11 protein-coding genes are annotated in these 16,119 nt (G+C 73.1%); 1 reads left to right on the top strand and 10 read right to left on the bottom strand.

All coding sequences use genetic code 11. The annotated features are described in order from the left end of the window. Positions 1 to 454: 454 nt before the first annotated feature. The 8 genes from IH48_RS0131785 to IH48_RS0131750 all read right to left on the bottom strand — a co-directional run bounded on the left by IH48_RS0131785 (position 455) and on the right by IH48_RS0131750 (position 9,394). Entirely contained in the window at positions 455 to 1,105 is a 651-nt protein-coding gene (locus tag IH48_RS0131785) for a hypothetical protein (RefSeq protein WP_051840958.1), read from the bottom strand. Positions 1,106 to 1,222: 117 nt separating this feature from the next. Beyond that, complete coding sequence (gene ahcY / locus IH48_RS0131780; RefSeq protein ID WP_030912635.1) at positions 1,223 to 2,680, bottom strand: adenosylhomocysteinase; 1,458 nt, start codon at positions 2,678 to 2,680, stop codon at positions 1,223 to 1,225. A gap of 261 nt (positions 2,681 to 2,941) precedes the next feature. Continuing rightward, on the bottom strand, positions 2,942 to 3,922 hold the full coding sequence (locus IH48_RS0131775) for a cation diffusion facilitator family transporter (protein WP_030912632.1): 981 nt from the start codon (positions 3,920 to 3,922) through the stop codon (positions 2,942 to 2,944). Between the two features lie 112 nt (positions 3,923 to 4,034). Then, a complete protein-coding gene (manA, locus tag IH48_RS0131770) occupies positions 4,035 to 5,216 on the bottom strand; it encodes a mannose-6-phosphate isomerase, class I (RefSeq protein ID WP_030912630.1) in 1,182 nt (393 codons plus the stop codon). 767 nt (positions 5,217 to 5,983) lie between these two features. Beyond that, positions 5,984 to 7,147: an SIS domain-containing protein gene (locus IH48_RS0131765; protein WP_030912627.1), complete on the bottom strand. Its 1,164-nt coding sequence runs from the start codon at positions 7,145 to 7,147 to the stop codon at positions 5,984 to 5,986. A 38-nt stretch (positions 7,148 to 7,185) separates the two neighbouring features. After that, entirely contained in the window at positions 7,186 to 7,368 is a 183-nt protein-coding gene (locus tag IH48_RS0131760; RefSeq protein WP_030912623.1) for a Trm112 family protein, read from the bottom strand. 115 nt (positions 7,369 to 7,483) lie between these two features. After that, positions 7,484 to 8,854 carry a phosphomannomutase/phosphoglucomutase gene (locus IH48_RS0131755; protein ID WP_030912621.1) on the bottom strand — a complete coding sequence of 457 codons (1,371 nt, stop codon included), beginning with the start codon at positions 8,852 to 8,854 and terminating at the stop codon, positions 7,484 to 7,486. Positions 8,855 to 8,971: 117 nt separating this feature from the next. Further along, positions 8,972 to 9,394: a DUF3499 domain-containing protein gene (locus IH48_RS0131750; protein ID WP_037843887.1), complete on the bottom strand. Its 423-nt coding sequence runs from the start codon at positions 9,392 to 9,394 to the stop codon at positions 8,972 to 8,974. A gap of 158 nt (positions 9,395 to 9,552) precedes the next feature. Here IH48_RS0131750 and IH48_RS0131745 point away from each other — a divergent pair, with 158 nt between their 5' ends. Continuing rightward, positions 9,553 to 9,984, top strand: a complete 432-nt coding sequence (locus IH48_RS0131745) for a metallopeptidase family protein (protein ID WP_030912615.1) — start codon at positions 9,553 to 9,555, stop codon at positions 9,982 to 9,984. A 48-nt stretch (positions 9,985 to 10,032) separates the two neighbouring features. Here the strand turns inward: IH48_RS0131745 and IH48_RS0131740 are convergent, their stop codons facing one another. Both IH48_RS0131740 and IH48_RS0131735 read right to left on the bottom strand, forming a co-directional pair. Next, positions 10,033 to 11,664, bottom strand: a complete 1,632-nt coding sequence (locus IH48_RS0131740; protein ID WP_030912612.1) for a DUF5719 family protein — start codon at positions 11,662 to 11,664, stop codon at positions 10,033 to 10,035. Beyond that, positions 11,661 to 15,758 carry a glycosyltransferase family 2 protein gene (locus IH48_RS0131735; RefSeq protein WP_030912609.1) on the bottom strand — a complete coding sequence of 1,366 codons (4,098 nt, stop codon included), beginning with the start codon at positions 15,756 to 15,758 and terminating at the stop codon, positions 11,661 to 11,663. Before IH48_RS0131735 ends, IH48_RS0131740 begins: the two co-directional genes overlap by 4 nt. Positions 15,759 to 16,119: the final 361 nt, after the last annotated feature.

Below are 16,119 nucleotides of genomic sequence, written 5' to 3'. Positions count from 1 at the left end.
CCACCGGACATCACATCCGGCAGACCGGGGTATCAACATATCTGGCGTTGACTTTTAGCACGCTGTTGAGTTCTCAAGGAACGGACGCTTCCTTCGGAAGCCCTTCCAGGCTCCCTCCGGGCGCTTTCCCTTCGGCCTTACGTTTCTGAACCCTACCAGACGCTGTTTCCGTCCGATTCCCCGTCAGAAAGGGATTGCTTCGAGAATTTGACTTGCGTCTTGATTCTTTCCGCTTTTCCAGATCCTAGCAGACGGCTGTACCGGCTGATTTCTCAGCTTGATTTCAGTCGTACCGAGTTACGGATCCGATCGGCCCACCGGAATCACATTCCGGCCCAGAGCCTCGTAGAGGTTAACGTGCACCGCACGGGATGTCCAAACGATCCCGGGCAACTACCCGAATCTACTGACCCGTTCCAACTGCGTCAACAGTTTTCCTGGGGTGCTGGTGAGCCTAACAGGCCTCGGGCGGCAGCTGCACACCAGGCCCCGACCGGAAGGACGAGGGCGGCTCCGCCAGGTCCTCCAGTTCGATGCCGGGGGCCGCGACGACCACGTCGCCGGCCAGGTGCACCGTCTGCTGCTCCCCCGTGTCCAGGGCGTTGACCAGGTATTCGTGCACGATCAGGGGGCCGTTGTCAGTGGCGTGCGCTTCACTCTTCACCAGGGCCCAGGACTGGTCGACGGTGCGCGGCGCGAGTACCGGGTCCGTGAAGGTGACGAGGCGTACCCGCTTCGCGGGGGAATCGGGGGTGAGCCGCAGCAGCCGTGCTGTGGCGACGAGGAAGGCCGGGGATACGCCACCGAAGGCGTGGGCGTCGACGTTGCCCTCTGTGGCGTGTGTGCCGGTGGAGTCGGTGCGGACCCAGGTGACGCCGTCGAGGGCGGCGCCGCGGATCTGCCAGGGGCCGGCGTGGAGTTCGAGGCGGATGGGGCGCCCGTGCTCGTCGATGGCCAGGTCGACGGAGCCGGCGTGGGTGCCGGCCGGCGTCGTTGTCTCGGACACGTAGCGCCATCCCGACGGGCCCGGCGCGCAGTGGAAGTGTTCCAGCAGAACGGGGGTGTGGTCGTGGGGATCGTGGAGCGAGTAACGGCCGCGGGGCATGGGATCGTTCGGGGCCTTCGTGCGGTCCTGCGGCGCCCCGGGGGTGGGGCGGCCTGCTGGGCTGACGCGGGCGGTCCCGGCCGCCGGTGTTGCTTTGGCGGCCGGGACCGGCGCGGATCAGTAGCGGTAGTGGTCCGGCTTGTAGGGGCCGGCCACGTCGACGCCGATGTAGGAGGCCTGCTCGGGGCGGAGCGTCGTGAGCTTGACGCCGAGCGCGTCGAGGTGGAGACGGGCGACCTTCTCGTCCAGGTGCTTGGGGAGCACGTAGACGTTGACCGGGTACTCCTCCGGCTTGGTGAACAGCTCGATCTGGGCCAGCGTCTGGTCGGAGAACGAGTTGGACATCACGAACGACGGGTGGCCGGTCGCGTTGCCCAGGTTCAGCAGGCGGCCCTCGGACAGGACGATGATCGTCTTGCCGTCGGGGAACGTCCAGGTGTGCACCTGCGGCTTGACCTCGGACTTGACGATCCCGTCGATCTTCGCGAGGCCGGCCATGTCGATCTCGTTGTCGAAGTGACCGATGTTGCCGACGATGGCCTGGTGCTTCATCTTGGCCATGTCCGCGGCCATGATGATGTCCTTGTTGCCCGTCGTCGTCACGAAGATGTCCGCGAACCCGACGACGTCGTCCAGCGTCGCAACCTGGAAGCCGTCCATCGCCGCCTGCAGCGCGCAGATCGGGTCGATCTCCGTGACGATGACACGGGCACCCTGGCCGCGCAGCGACTCCGCGCAGCCCTTGCCGACGTCGCCGTAGCCGCAGACCACGGCGACCTTGCCGCCGATCAGGACATCGGTGGCCCGGTTGATGCCGTCCACGAGGGAGTGGCGGCAGCCGTACTTGTTGTCGAACTTCGACTTCGTGACCGCGTCGTTGACGTTGATCGCCGGGAAGAGGAGCAGGCCGTCGCGCTGCATCTCGTACAGGCGGTGCACACCCGTCGTGGTCTCCTCGGTCACGCCGCGGATCTCGGAGGCCAGCTTCGTCCACTTCTGCGGGTTCTCACCGAGCGTGCGGTTCAGCAGGGTGAGGATCTCGCGGAACTCCTCACTGTCGGCGGTCTCCGGGCCGGGAGCCTTGCCCGCCTTCTCGAACTCGACGCCCTTGTGGACGAGGAGGGTGGCGTCACCGCCGTCGTCCAGGATCATGTTCGGACCGCCCGTGGGCGAGTTGGGCCAGGTCAGGGCCTGCTCCGTGCACCACCAGTACTCGGCGAGGCTCTCGCCCTTCCAGGCGAAGACGGGGATGCCCTTGGGGTTGTCCGGCGTCCCGTCCGGACCCACGGCAATGGCCGCGGCCGCATGATCCTGAGTCGAGAAGATGTTGCAGGACGCCCAGCGGACATCGGCGCCGAGCGCGACCAGCGTCTCGATCAGCACAGCGGTCTGCACCGTCATGTGCAGGGAGCCGGTGATGCGGGCGCCGGCCAGGGGCTTCGCCGCGGCGTACTCGGCGCGGATCGCCATCAGGCCGGGCATCTCGTGCTCGGCGAGGGTGATCTCCTTGCGGCCGAACTCGGCGAGCGAGAGGTCGGCGACCTTGAAGTCCTGTCGGTTGGCGACAGTCGTCATTTCGAGCTGCTCCTCGTATGGGTCGAGGGTGGGTTCGTTCGGCTGGCTCTGTTGGCACCGGACATACGGATGCCCGAGCCTACGCGGCACAGTCCGTCGGGCCCCTCTCTCCCTCGGCCGGTCCGCGCGGGGCGGGCCGCCCGACCGCCATCAGCAGCGACGTCTGGCTCCCCCGAATCTACACCGGTCGCGCCGCCGGGACACAGCGGACCGGGAAGGGCCCGCCGTTCCGGGACGGGCAGGCGGAGGGGCCCTGGTGGGTCAGTGCTCCTGGGGGGCGGGGCCCGGGCCGCCCGGTGTGGCCGCGGGGTCGGCGCCGGCGGCGGCCGCCGCCTCGCTGTAGACGTCGGGCTCCAGGTAGATGACGCGGGCGATGGGCACGGCCTCCCGGATCCGCGACTCGGCCGCGTCGATGGCGGCCGCGACCTCCGCCGCCGTGTCGTCGTGCCGTACGGCGATCTTCGCCGCGACGAGCAGTTCCTCGGGGCCGAGGTGCTGGGTGCGCATGTGGATGACGCGCGTCACGGCGTCCCCGTCGACCGCCGCCTCGCGGATCCTGCGTACCTGCTCGGTGCTCGCGGACTCGCCCAGCAGCAGCGACTTGGTCTCCACGGCGAGTACGAGCGCGATCAGGATGAGCAGAGTGCCGATGCACAGCGTGCCGGCGCCGTCCCAGACACCGTTGTGGGTGCCGAGCGCGAGGCCGACACCGGCAAGGGCGAGTGCGAGGCCGATCAGCGCGCCGAAGTCCTCCAGCAGGACGACGGGCAGTTCGGGCGCCTTCGCGCGGCGGATGAACTCCATCCAGGACAGCGACCCGCGCGTGACGTTCGACTCCTTCATCGCGGTCCGGAAGGAGAAGCCCTCGGCGATGGCCGAGAAGACGAGCACGCCGACGGGCCAGTACCAGTCGTCGATCGGGTGGGGGTCCTTGACCTTCTCGTAGCCCTCGTACAGCGCGAACATACCGCCGACCGAGAACAGCACGATGGACACGAGGAAGCCGTAGATGTAGCGCTCGCGCCCGTAGCCGAACGGATGCTCCTCGTCGGCCGCACGCTTCGCGCGCTTGCCTCCGAGGAGCAGCAGGCACTGGTTGCCCGAGTCGGCGACCGAGTGGACGGCCTCGGCGAGCATCGAGGACGATCCGCTGAAGAGGAACGCCACGAACTTGGCTGCCGCGATCGAGAGGTTGGCGCTGAGCGCCGCCACGATCGCCTTGGTTCCGCCTTGCGCGCTCATGGGTTGCGCGGTGTCCCTTCGTCGCGGGGGTGGTGTCGTCGTTCCTGCGTTCCCGTACGCCGTACACGTCGCACAGCCGGTCATTGTTGCAGCCGCGCGCGGGACGCCGGGCTCAGACCACCACCGTCGCCCGGAAGACCGTTCCCTCCCCGGACAGTTCGGTCTTTTCGCCCGCCCTGACGAACACCGCGTCGCCGGGCCTGAGTTCGAGGTCGTTCGCCTGCGATGTGCCGGACGTGCAGAGCAGGATCTGCGGGGCGGAGGGTGCCGTCAGGTCGCGGGATGCGCCGCCGGGCGCGAGCACGTACCGGGAGAGGCGGAATTCGTCGATCCCGGTGGCGTACACCTCGGCGCCCTCCGCGTCGGGCGCGGGCCGCAGCACTCCGGGGTCGGCTGCCTCGAAGCGAACGATGCGCAGCAGCTCGGGCACGTCGATGTGTTTCGGTGTCAGGCCGCAGCGCAGGACGTTGTCGGAGTTGGCCATGATCTCGACGCCGAGCCCGCTGAGGTAGGCGTGCGGGACGCCGGCCGCGAGGAACATCGCCTCGCCCGGCCGGAGCGTCACGGAGTTGAGCAGCATGGCGGCGATGACGCCGGGGTCGCCCGGGTAGTGGCGGGCGATGGACGCGTACGTCGCGTACGGGCCGCCGAGGCGCTGCGCGGCCTCGGCGGCAGCCGTGACGGTGGCGGCGGTCGCGGCCGGGTCGCCCGTCAGCACGGCGGTGAGGACCTCGCGCAGCGCGGCTTCCTCGGGACGGGCGCGCAGCAGGTCCACGTAGGGCTTGAGCGAGTCGACGTCGAGGGCTTCGAGCGTGGCGGCGGCGTCGGCGACCGGACGGAAGCCGCACAGGCCCTCGAAGGGCGTGAGCGCGCAGATCAGTTCCGGCTTGTGGTTGGCGTCCTTGTAGTTGCGCTCGGGTGCGCCGAGGGGCACGCCCCTGCGCTCTTCGTCCGCGAAGCCCTCCCTGGCCTGTGCGAGGTCGGGGTGGACCTGGAGGGAGAGCGGGGACCCTGCCGCGAGGAGCTTGAGGAGGAAGGGCAGGCGCGGGCCGAACTTCGCGACGGCGGCGGCGCCGAGTTCGTGCTCCGGGTCGGCGGCGATGACGTCCGCGAGTGACTGCTCACGCGGCGTGCCGTCCGGCGCGGTGCGGGTCACCCGGGAGGGGTCGCCCGGGTGGGCGCCCATCCAGACCTCGGCCTGGGGTTCACCGGTTGGCTCGGTGCCGAGCAGTTCGGGGATGGCGGTCGTGGAACCCCAGGCGTAGGGGCGCACGGGGCTGGAGAGGCGGTCCATGGCGGGAATTCTTCCTTGTGCGTCGGGACGTCGGGACGTCAGGGCGAGGCTTCGGGGGCGTCGGGCCGGTGGTGTGCCTGGTCGGTCGGGCGGCGGAGCGGTCGCCTGGCCGGGACGGGCGGTGCGACGGGGAGCGGTCGACGGTGGACGTGGGCGGCAGCCGCGGCCGAGGACGGGTTGTGGGCGAGGTTGCGGGGGCCGGGCCGCGATGGGCCGCCCCCGGACGCGCCGGCCGGACGGACGGGGGACGGGGACAGGGGGACGGGGACGGGGGACGCAGCATGCGGGCAGCCGGGCCGGGACCGGGCGGCTGGGCGAGGCGTGCTGAACCGAGTGGGGGCACTGATGGTGGCCGGGCCCCGCGGACGGTCGCGGCCGGGGGCTCTCCGGCCGGCGGAGGGAACCGCTCTGCGAACGGACAACGGGCACGGCTCGCTGCGCGCATGGGCGTGCGAGCAGGTTTCTCGGGACCTTCGCTGCCGGGCCCGGAGTGGGGCCGCGAGGGCTGCTCGAACAGGCGGCCTCAGGGGTCGTTCGGGCATGACGCATGCCCGAACCAACGTGTCCCCTGCCCGAATCGGCGCGGTCGACCACACGAGAGGCTGCGCAATCGCCCGATCGGGCCGCGCGATTGCCCGGACAGACTGCGATCCTGCCCGAACGGAAACAGCAAGCTGCCCCGCGAGATGCCCGTGCGTCCCCGCCTGTGCACCCCGGGTGCCTCATTCACCGTCCCGTCCGCGCCGGGGTTCTCCGCCCACGCGGCGTCACGTGTCCTTCGCCGTCAGTGCCATGTACGCGACGGTGAAGTCGGTGATGGCGAGCAGCTCCGCGAGTGCTTCCAGTGCGCCGCCCTCTTCCGGCTCCAGTTCGCTGAGGGGCGTCTCGTGGTCCTCGGCCGCCTCCCGGGCTGCGGGCGCCGCCGAGAGCCCGTCGGCCGGACGGTCGCGCAGCAGCACGACACGGGCGTGCAGCGCCTCAGGATCCTCGACACGGTCCCGGAAGAAGTCGTCGGGGTCGGCGCCTGCGGCGAACGCCCCGCGCAGCAGCGCGCCGTGCGAGGGGAGCGCCTCGGGCAGGTCAGCGGCGAGGGCGGGCCTGCCGGTGACCTCCGCGAGCGCGGTGGCGAACCTGCGGCCGACGGGAGCCGCGGCCACGCCCTCGCTCCAGATCAGCGGCAGCGAGTCGGCGAGTTCCGCCGCGAGGGTCTTCGCCGGGTTGCTGTACGTGGCGATCGCCGGGCCGCAGCGTTCGGCGACGCGGTCCAGGCGGTCCGCGAGCGCGTTCACCGTCTCGGGCGGCGCGTCGATGAGTCCGATGCGGTCGAGCAGCACCAGCAGCGGGGTGAAGAGGGCCCACAGCGCGCCGGGGCCCGCCGGGACGGCCTCGTCACGCGGCCCCTGCCCCGCGAGGGGCGTGGTGCCGTACTCGTGCGCCGGGGCGACGGCCAGCGGAACGAGCAGGCCCCGCGCTCCGTCCACGGTCCGCGTGAGCGGCGAGTGGTGCGGCGCCACGGCGACGACGGAGCAGCCGCGCCGGTACGCCTGTTCGGCCAGCAGGCCGAGGCCGGGCTCGCCGCCGTCGGTGGTGACGACGAGCAGCAGGTCCACGGCGCCCGTCCAGCCCGGCAGCGTCCAGCGCAGCGCGCCCGCGGCGGGTGCGACGCCGGTCGGGCGCAGGCGCGTGACGGGCGCCACCGCGCCGGCGAGCGCGCCGATCAGGTCGGCGACGGCGGACGCGGCGGCCCCGGACCCGGCGACCAGCACGGAGCGCGGCCGCCCCTCGGGGGCGAGGCGCGCGACGCCGGCCTCGTCCGCGTTCCGCAGAGCCGTCCTGACGCGGGCGCCGGCCTCGGCGGCGCCGCGCAGCAGGCCGCGGTGGTCGGCGCGCGCGAGGGCGTCCGGGGCGTCGAGCATCGACTCGTCGAGCATGGTGTGGCCTCCGGGCCGTCTGTGCGCGTCGGCGCCGCTTACGCCGGCCGGCGTGCCTCGTCGACGAGGAGCACGGGGATCTCGTCCCTGACCGGGTACGCGAGGCCGCATTCCTCGTTCGTGCACACCAGCTCGGGGTCTTCGGCCCCGGTCCGGTCGCTGAGGGGTGCGTGGCAGGCCGGGCAGGCGAGGATCTCCAGGAGGCCGGCTTCGAGCGGCATGGGGGGTCCCTTCGGGCTGGATGACTGGCCACGTCAGCGTACCCGCAGGCGCCGTGAGGAACGCGGTCCCCGGGCTGTCCGTCCCCTGATCGTGCCGCTGTCCCCGATGGTGCCGTTATCCCCTGATCGTTTTCAGGGCCTCGTCCCTGACCGCCGCCATCGTCTCCTCGTCCCGCGCCTCCACGTTCAGGCGCAGCAGCGGTTCCGTGTTGGACGGCCGGACGTTCAGCCACCAGTCCCGGGTCGTCACCGTCAGCCCGTCCAGGTCGTCGAACGACACGTCGTCCCGGCCTGTGTACAGCGCGCGCACCGCCTCGGTGCGCGCGTGCTGGTCCTCCACCGCGGAGTTGATCTCCCCGGAGCCCACGTACCGCTGGTAGACGCCGAGCAGGGCCGACAGCGGGGCATCCTGGCCTCCCAGGGCGGCCAGGACGTGCAGCGCGGCCAGCATGCCCGTGTCGGCGTTCCAGAAGTCCTTGAAGTAGTAGTGCGCCGAGTGCTCGCCCCCGAAGATCGCGCCGGTGCGCGCCATCTCCTGCTTGATGAACGAGTGGCCCACGCGCGTGCGGACGGGGACGCCGCCCTGTTCGCGCACGACCTCGGGCACGGACCAGGACGTGATCAGGTTGTGGATGACCGTTCCGCCCGGCTGCTTCGCCAGTTCACGGGCCGCGACGAGCGCCGTGATCGCGGAGGGCGATACGCCCTCGCCCCGCTCGTCGACCACGAAGCAGCGGTCGGCGTCGCCGTCGAAGGCGAGGCCCAGGTCGGCTCCCTCGGCACGCACCCGGGCCTGGAGGTCGACCAGGTTCTTCGGGTCGAGCGGGTTGGCTTCGTGGTGGGGGAAGGTGCCGTCGAGCTCGAAGTACATCGGGACGAGGTCGAGCGGGAGTCCGTCGAAGACTGTCGGCACCGTGTGTCCCGCCATGCCGTTGCCCGCGTCGACGACGACCTTCAGGCGCCGGATCCCGCTCAGGTCGACCAGGCCGCGCAGGTACGCCGCGTACGAGGCCAGGGTGTCCTTGGTCGTGACGCGGCCGGGCCGCGGTGCCGTCCGCGGCGCCGGGAGGCCGCTGCGCATGGTCTCCTCGACCCTCGCCCTGATCTCCCGCAGCCCGGTGTCCTGGCCGACGGGCGCCGCACCCGCCCGGCACATCTTGATGCCGTTGTAGCGGGCCGGGTTGTGCGACGCGGTGAACATCGCGCCCGGCAGGCCCAGCGCGCCCGACGCGTAGTACAGCTGGTCCGTCGAGCACAGGCCGATCACCGTGGCGTCCGCGCCGCGCGCCGCCGCGCCGCGGGCGAAGCCCTCCACGAGAGCCGGTGAGGACGGGCGCATGTCGTGTCCCACGACGATCTCGCGTGCCGCCGTCACCTCGGCGAACGCCGCCCCGAAGAGTTCCGCCAGCCCCTCGTCGAGCTGGTCCGGGTACACCCCGCGCACGTCGTACGCCTTCACCAGCTGGGACAGATCCGCATCAGCCACGAGGTGTCTCCCGAGTCGGTCGTGGGCCGTCGTGCGACGAACGGCTCCGTGGTGCGATCGGCTCACCGTACCGCCGGGCTTCCGGCCGCTCCCGGGGCGATCCCGGGCGGCCGCCGGTCAGGGCTCGGGGCTGCGCAGGACCCGCAGGTGGCCCCTGCGGCCGACCTCCATCGGATCGGCGCCGGGCGCGCCCTTGCCGCCGGCCTCGGCCGCGCGCTCCTGGGGGCGTGCCGCCTCCCGTACCGCGTCGGCCAGCGCCTCGAGATCGTCGCCGCTGGGGCGGGCGGGGGCCGAGCCGTCCGTGAGGCGTACGACCTCCCAGCCGCGCGGGGCGGTCAGGCGCTCCCCGTGTTCCGCGCACAGGTCGTAGCAGTGAGGTTCCGCATAGGTGGCGAGCGGGCCGAGGACGGCCGTCGAGTCGGCGTAGACGTACGTCAGCGTCGCGACGGCAGGGCGGCCGCAAGCGGTGCGCGAACAGCGACGTACAGGGCTCACGATGTTGGACGGTACCGCACTCTTGAGCGGGCCGCGACGACTCAGCTGCACGTCACCCGCCCGTGTCGTCCTGTGAGATCCCGCACAGCTGACTCTCTGTCAGTCCGAGGGGACCCTCAGCGCTCGCCCGGCGCTCCCCCCGGGCGCCGTACGGAGGGCGGTGCCGCGCCGCCGTCCGTACGTGGAAGTACGCTGCGTCAGTGATGGACAGCCCCGTACCGCCGCCGCAGCCGGCCGAGCCGAGGCCGCGCCGCCGCGACCGCCACGGCCGCGGGATGCGCGGCCCCGTCGCCCCGCCGCAGGTGCCGCTCTCCGCGAGCCGCGCCGAGACGTTCCAGGACCTGGTACGTGACTCCGTGGACCGTCTTGAACGGCACTGGCCGCAACTGGCCGACGTCGAGTTCGTGGTCATGGACGTGCCGGGCACGCAGGAGGAGTCGGTGCCGCTCGGCCGATCCGTGCCCGCCGGCAAGCGGCAGCCCGCGCGCATCCTCGTCTACCGGCGGCCCGTCGAGATCAGGTCGAAGGGGCGTGACGAGCGGGCGCTGCTGGTCCACGAAGTGGTGGTCGAGCAGGTCGCCGAGCTCCTCGGGCTGGCGCCCGAGTCCGTCGACCCCAGGTACGGGCAGGAGTAGCCGGCCCCCGGGTACGGGCGGGGGCGGTGGGCCGGCGGCCGCCGCCGGCTAACCGTCGCCCTGCAGGATGGACAGGTCCTGCTGGGCCCGGGGCACCGAGACCGTCCCCCGGTCGTCGGGGAGCGTCTGGACCGTGAACATCGAGATGCCGCTCTTCCGCTGCGACAGGGTACGCGCCGCGTACACCGGTCCGCCCGACACGGTCTGCACCGTCAGCGCGTAGGAGCCTTTCAGGCCGCTCGGGACCGGCGGGGTGAAGGCGAGCGTCGTGCCCGCCTTCACGGTGTACGTCTTCTGCGTCTGCTTCCCGCCGTCGGAACCCGCCGACGCCGTTACCTTGACCTGCGCCGCCTTGTCCGGCGCCACGAGCGACAGTGTGGAGCCCTTCGAGCGGTTGTCCGCGACCGTCGCGCGTGACGCCACCGGCCCGGTGGCCGGGATGAAGGCCATGTCCTGCCCGTCGCCCTTGCCGCGCGTGACCCGCAGCGCCGCGACGACGGGCGTCGCCTCGCCCTTCTGCGACGGGCTGAGGATCAGCGACCCGGCCTCGCCCCGGGTGACGTTCCCCAGGTCGACGGAGGCCGTCATGCCCGACTTGACGTGCAGGGACTCGTGTCCGGCCGGCACGATGCCGCCGCTCGGTCCTGACAGCTTCAGATCGAGGTCGGCGTCGTTCTGGCCCGGAGCGTAGACCACGAGGCGCACGTCGGAGGCGTCCTCGGGAATGCCGGGCATGACGAGCGTGGGCGACGGGTCGGCCGACGGTACGAGCCAGTCGCCGCCGGTCTTCGCGTCGGACGCGCGCAGCGCGGCGCCGACGCGGCCGCTGCGTGTCGTCACGTGGACCGTGACGTCGTCCTCGGCCTGCGAGGTCAGCGTCGAGAGCAGGACGGGGACGCTGGAGTGGGCCGGTACGGGGATGCCCTCGCCCGTGTCCGACTTCATGACGCCGTTCTTGCCGTAGAGCTGCAGGTCCACGACGGCCGTGGAGTCGTCGGGGTTGGTGAGGTGGACGTAGTCCTCCCTGGACGACGCGGTGCTCGCGCCGGGCAGCCAGAAGTCCGTGTCGGGCGCCGTGCACGTCAGCGCGGCCAGGCCGCGCCCGGTGCCGACGTCGTCCGTCGTGGTCTCCTGCGTGGTCCAGCCGGGGGCGAGCGCGCCGGTCGCGGTGCCGACGAGCGCGGTGGGGTCGTCGGGGGCGGTCGCGGTGACGGGCGTGCCGGGCTGCTTGAGGGAGAGGACGGGCTTCTGCGCGGGTGCGGACGGGGAGGACGAGGACCCGGCCGACGGGGACTTGGACGACTTCGGCGTCTTGTCCTCGGAGCTCTTCTTGTCCTTCGATTTGTCCTTCGATCCGCCCTTGTCCCCGCCGGACCCCTTGCTCGTGGAGGGCGTGCCACCCGGCGTGGGCGCGGGCGCGGCCGGTACGAGCGCGGCGGCGCCGGCACCGTCCGCCGCGGCGGAGGTGCCCTTCGGGGCGAACGACGTGTAGGTGGTCTCGGCGGTCTGGGAGTCGCCGGGCGAGGGGCAAAGACCGCTCGACCGCTGCACGGGCAGCGTCTTGGGCGCCGCGGCAGCCGTCGCCGTCCCGCCACCGCCGGACGAGGTGACGGAGGCGATCCCGGTGACCGCGGCGAGGGCGACCACGGCCGCGCCGAGGGAGAGGGTCGTACGGTTCACTGGTTGCTGCTCCCGTCCGGGTGCTGCGGCTGCTGGTCACTGTCCCCGCCGTCGGCACGCGGCCGCGGGTGTTCGGGGTCCGGCCCGTCCTGCTGCTGCGCGTCGTAGCCGTACGGGGCGTACCGGGCCGGGTCGTACGGGGCGCCCGCCTGGGCCGGGTCCTGGTACTCGCCGTAGCCCCACTGCTGTTGCGCCGCGAACTGCTGCGGGTCGCCGTAGGCGGGATCCGCGTACGCCTGGCCGTTCGCGTACTGCTGACCGTCCGGGTACTGCCGACCGTCCCCGTACTGGCCGCCGTCCCCGTACTGGCCGCCGTCGTCGTACTGGCCGCCGGCCGCGTACTGCTGCTGCCCGTAGCCGTCCTGCGCGTAGTCGTCCTGCCCGGGGAAGTCGCCCTGCGGGTAGCTCCCCTGCCCGTACGGGTCCTGCGGGTAGTTCCCCTGCGGGTAGCCGCCGGCCCCCGCGTAGTCCGCCTGTCCCGGATAGTCCGCCTGCGCGTAGTCCCCCTGCCGCGGGTAGCCGTCGCCCGCGTACCCGCCGCCCGCCGTGTCCCAGTCCGCGTCCGCGTAGCGCTGCTGGTGCGGGATGGCGCCGTAGAGGTCCTGGGCCTCGGCCTCCTCGTCGCCCGGCTCGCTGCCGGGGGCCGGCGGCTCCTGCTCCTCGGCGGCGCGCGCGGCCTGCGCGGCGCCGCCGGGCGTCTCGTACGGGTCGCCCGCCTCGTACACGTCGGGTCCGCCGGGACCGTCGGACGGCGCGTCCTGCGCCGCTGCCGCCGCGGCCTCCGCCTCTGCGGCGGCACGCAGCCTGCGTGCCCTGCGCCCGTCGCCCTCCAGGGCCTCCGGTGGGATGACGGCCAGGGCCTCGTCCGGCAGGTCGTCCTCGACGTCGCTGCGGCGGCCCGGCAGGGCCAGCACCAGCAGCACGAGTCCGAGCAGCCCCTGCAGCCACACCCACGCGGTGTGCGTGATCGGTTCGTCGTACGTGAGGTCGAGCCTGCCGCCCTGCGCGGGCAGCGTGAATCCCTGCGCCCAGCCGTCGACGGTGGTCGCGCCGAGCGGCTTGCCGTCCAGGGTCGCCTTCCAGCCGTCCGACGCGCGGTCGGCGATCCGCAGGATCCGGCCGTCCTGCCCGGCGGGGATCTTCGTGTGCGCGTCGACGGGCGAGGACGGGACGGACACCGGCGCGGCGGTGTCGCCGGTGGAGCCGTCCTGCGAGGAGGACGACGGCGGGACGATCATGACGCGGGAGACCTGCTGGTCGACGCGCCACAGTTCGCTGCCGTCCAGCTGGCTGAGCCTGGTCAGGCCGGGCGTCGCGTCGAGTACGCGGCTCATGTCGTGCGGCGCGCCGTCGCGCAGCAGGACGTAGCGGACGGCGAAACCGCGCAGCTGCGTGGTCTGGTCGGCGCCCGAGCCCGCCACGAGGTTCGCGACGACCTTGTCGAGGCGCGGGTCGTCGCCCGCGGCCCTGGTCAGTTCGGCGTCGCCGAGCCTGCTGCCCTCGCCGCGCACCAGGGTGTAGGCGACGGACCCGGGCGACGTGCCGCTGAGGACCAGGGTGCGCGGCTGGTCGGACGTGGTGGACTCCTCGGCGACGAACGCCGGCACCTGGCTCGGGTCGGTGCGCTGGAGCGGTCCTGCCGCGCCGGTCGCCATCCAGGTGAACGCCGCGACGAGCGGTGCGACGGCGGCGAGCAGCGCGATGAGCGCGGCGACCGGCTGACGCCAGCCGAAGCTCATCTCGGCGACGCGCAGGCGTGCGCCGTCCGCGCCGACGAGGGCGGCGGCGAGCAGCGCGACCGCGTACACCAGGGTGGCGGGGCCCGCCCAGCCGTCGCGGTCGGAGGCGACGGCGAACAGGAGCGCCACGAGGGCGGCCGCCCACGCGGTGCGCACCGCGAAGGAACGCTCGTGGCGCAACAGCGCGGCGAGAGCGGCGAGTACGACGCCCATCATCAGCAGGCCGCCGGTGGCCTTGGGTCCGCCGGGGTCCATGCCGAGGAGGTCGAGCGCGGACGCGGCGCCCGTGCCGAAGTCGAGCCCCGCCTCCCGCAGGAAGTCGCGCGGGCTGGTGAGCAGCGTCAGCGACCAGGGCGCGAGTAGCACCATCGGCGTGGCGACCGCGGCCAGGACACGCGGCCCGTACGCGGTGATCTCGCGGCGGCGCAGGGCGAGTACGGCGAGCGCGAGGACCAGCGAGAGCGGCCACACGACCGGCGTGAAGGCGGTGGTGACCGTGAGGAGGAACGTGTACGCCCAGGTGGCGCGCCAGGTGCCGCGCCCCGTGCCGCGCAGCCCGTACGCGGAGACGGCGGCGCGCGCGGCCACCGGCAGCAGGATCGCGAGGACCGCGGTGCCGAGCCGCCCGGTGGCGAGCGCCCCGGTCACCGCGGGCAGGAAGGCATAGACGACGGCGGCCCAGGCGCGCAGCAGGCGGGAGGGCACGAGTGACCTGGACGCGAAGTAGGCGCTGACGCCCGCGAGCGGTACGGAGCACACCAGCAGCACGGTCAGTGCGAGGCTGGTCGAGCCGAGGAAGACGAAGGAGAGACTGGCGAGGATCGCCAGGTACGGGGGTGCCGTCTCGGTGCCGCCGGTGCCCGCGGTGTGCCAGGCGTCCGCGTACCTGTCCCACAGCGCCGACACGTGCGACGGCGCGGGCAGCAGCGCGCCGCCCGCCAGGGACCCGCCGGAGAGCAGGGCGCGGCACGCGATGATCGAGAAGACGAGCAGGACGACGAAGAGCACGGGGCCCGGCCTGCGCGCCAGCTTCTTCAACCGGGCGAACTGCTCGATCTCCATGTAGTCGGCGTCCTCGCCGCCCGGGCCCGACTCGACGACGCCGTGGCGGGATCCGCCCGTCTCGGCGTCGGAGGCTCCGCCTGCGCCGAGGCTCGCCGCCGCCTGTTCGACGGTGGCCCTGATGGTCGCGCCGGGCGGCGGGAACAGCGGCCGCAGTTCGGAGAAATCGGTGGTGGCCCCGGCACGCTTGCGGCGTCCGCCGAGGATCCTGCCGGGGCGCAGCAGCGTGCCGGAAAGACCCATGACCTCGTCGACGGCCTGGACCGGCGCCTTGGCGAGCAGGTAGCCGAGGGTGCGCAGCAGGGTGCCGACGACGAGCCGCAGCATCACCCAGGGCAGCGCGGCGCCGCGGGCGTTGACGAGCATCGTGTAGACGGCGCCCGCCTTGTCGACGCGGTGCGGGTTGGTGGCGGAGCGGCCCACGCAGTCGACGGTGCGCCGCTCGCGCGCGGCGGCCTCCGCGTGGCGCAGTACGGCGTCGGGGGCGACCAGGACCCGGTGGCCGGCCGAGTGCGCGCGCCAGCACAGGTCGACGTCGTCGCGCATGAGGGGCAGGCCGCGGTCGAATCCGCCGAGTTCGTCCCAGACGTCGCGCCTGATGAGCATGCCGGCGCTGGAGACGGACAGCACGGTGCGTACCTGGTCGTGCTGGCCCTGGTCCTGCTCGCGGCGGTCGAGCCCGGTCCAGCGTCGGCCGCTGTTGGCGATGGAGACGCCGACTTCGAGCAGTTGCCGCCTGTCGTACCAGCCGCGGAGCTTGGGCCCGACGACGGCCGCGTACGCGTCGGAGTCCGCGACCCTGAGCAGTTCGGCGAGCGCGTCGGGCGCGGGTGCGCAGTCGTCGTGGAGGAGCCAGAGCCACTGCACCGGTTCGCCGTGCGGCAGTTCGGGCATCTCGTACGCCTCGTCGTGCCAGGTCCGCGTCTGCGGGTCCCAGCCGCTCGGCCGCCTGAGGTAGGGCAGGTCGTCGGGGGTCAGGACGGGCGCGGTGCGCACCGCCTCGTCGACGGCGGTGCCGAACCCGGACCTGCGGGCGAGGTGCAGGACGCGCTCGGAACCGAACGCCTGCTCCAGCAGGCGTGCCGAGTCGTCGGCGCTCCCGGTGTCGGCGGCGACGACGTTCTGTACGGGCCTTTCCTGGCCGGCGAGGCCCGCGAGTGCGTCGGGCAGCCACCGCGCTCCGTCGTGCGAGACGAGTACCGCGGTCACCACATGGCGCGGGTACTCGGGGGGCGTGGCGGGCGCGTGACCGCCCGCGGTGGCGGGCACGAACGCTGCGGTGGTGGCGGACATCGAGGTGAAGGGCCCTCCGGCCGGGGGTTGCGCCCTCCATGGGGCGCGAAGCGTCTGGGACGGGCCACCACACTAACGGCTGAAGCGAACCCCGGTCGCGGAGCGGCTGGTACGGCCCGTGCGGGCGGGGACACGCGCGCGGGCGGCAGGAGGTGCGGGCCACGTCCCGCCGGGTTCGTACGGGAGTTCGCGGCGCCGGGGTACGGCGCGGGCGGGAGCGAGCCGGGCGCGCGCAGAGCGGCGGGACGCGGAGGCACGTGCCGGGGTGGCGTCGGGCGCGACGGCGACGGTCCGCCTCCCGCGCGGGGAGCGCGCGGCGGGCGGACCGTGGTTCGTGCGGTGGGCGGGCCGTTCGTGCGGG

It is taken from the genome of Streptomyces sp. NRRL F-5126 (genome assembly GCF_000721265.1).
Lineage (GTDB): Bacteria > Actinomycetota > Actinomycetes > Streptomycetales > Streptomycetaceae > Streptomyces.
Note: the sequence above shows the minus strand (reverse complement) of the source record. Positions and strands in the feature narration are given on the sequence as shown.

Excerpts from the sequence above, each read along its gene's own strand:
- IH48_RS0131785 (WP_051840958.1), bottom strand. The coding sequence starts at position 1,105 with ATGCCCCGCGGCCGTTACTCGCTCCACGATCCCCACGACCACACCCCC.
- ahcY (WP_030912635.1), bottom strand. The coding sequence starts at position 2,680 with ATGACGACTGTCGCCAACCGACAGGACTTCAAGGTCGCCGACCTCTCG.
- IH48_RS0131775 (WP_030912632.1), bottom strand. The coding sequence starts at position 3,922 with ATGAGCGCGCAAGGCGGAACCAAGGCGATCGTGGCGGCGCTCAGCGCC.
- manA (WP_030912630.1), bottom strand. The coding sequence starts at position 5,216 with ATGGACCGCCTCTCCAGCCCCGTGCGCCCCTACGCCTGGGGTTCCACG.
- IH48_RS0131765 (WP_030912627.1), bottom strand. The coding sequence starts at position 7,147 with ATGCTCGACGAGTCGATGCTCGACGCCCCGGACGCCCTCGCGCGCGCC.
- IH48_RS0131760 (WP_030912623.1), bottom strand. The coding sequence starts at position 7,368 with ATGCCGCTCGAAGCCGGCCTCCTGGAGATCCTCGCCTGCCCGGCCTGC.
- IH48_RS0131745 (WP_030912615.1), top strand. The coding sequence starts at position 9,553 with ATGGACAGCCCCGTACCGCCGCCGCAGCCGGCCGAGCCGAGGCCGCGC.
- IH48_RS0131735 (WP_030912609.1), bottom strand. The coding sequence starts at position 15,758 with ATGTCCGCCACCACCGCAGCGTTCGTGCCCGCCACCGCGGGCGGTCAC.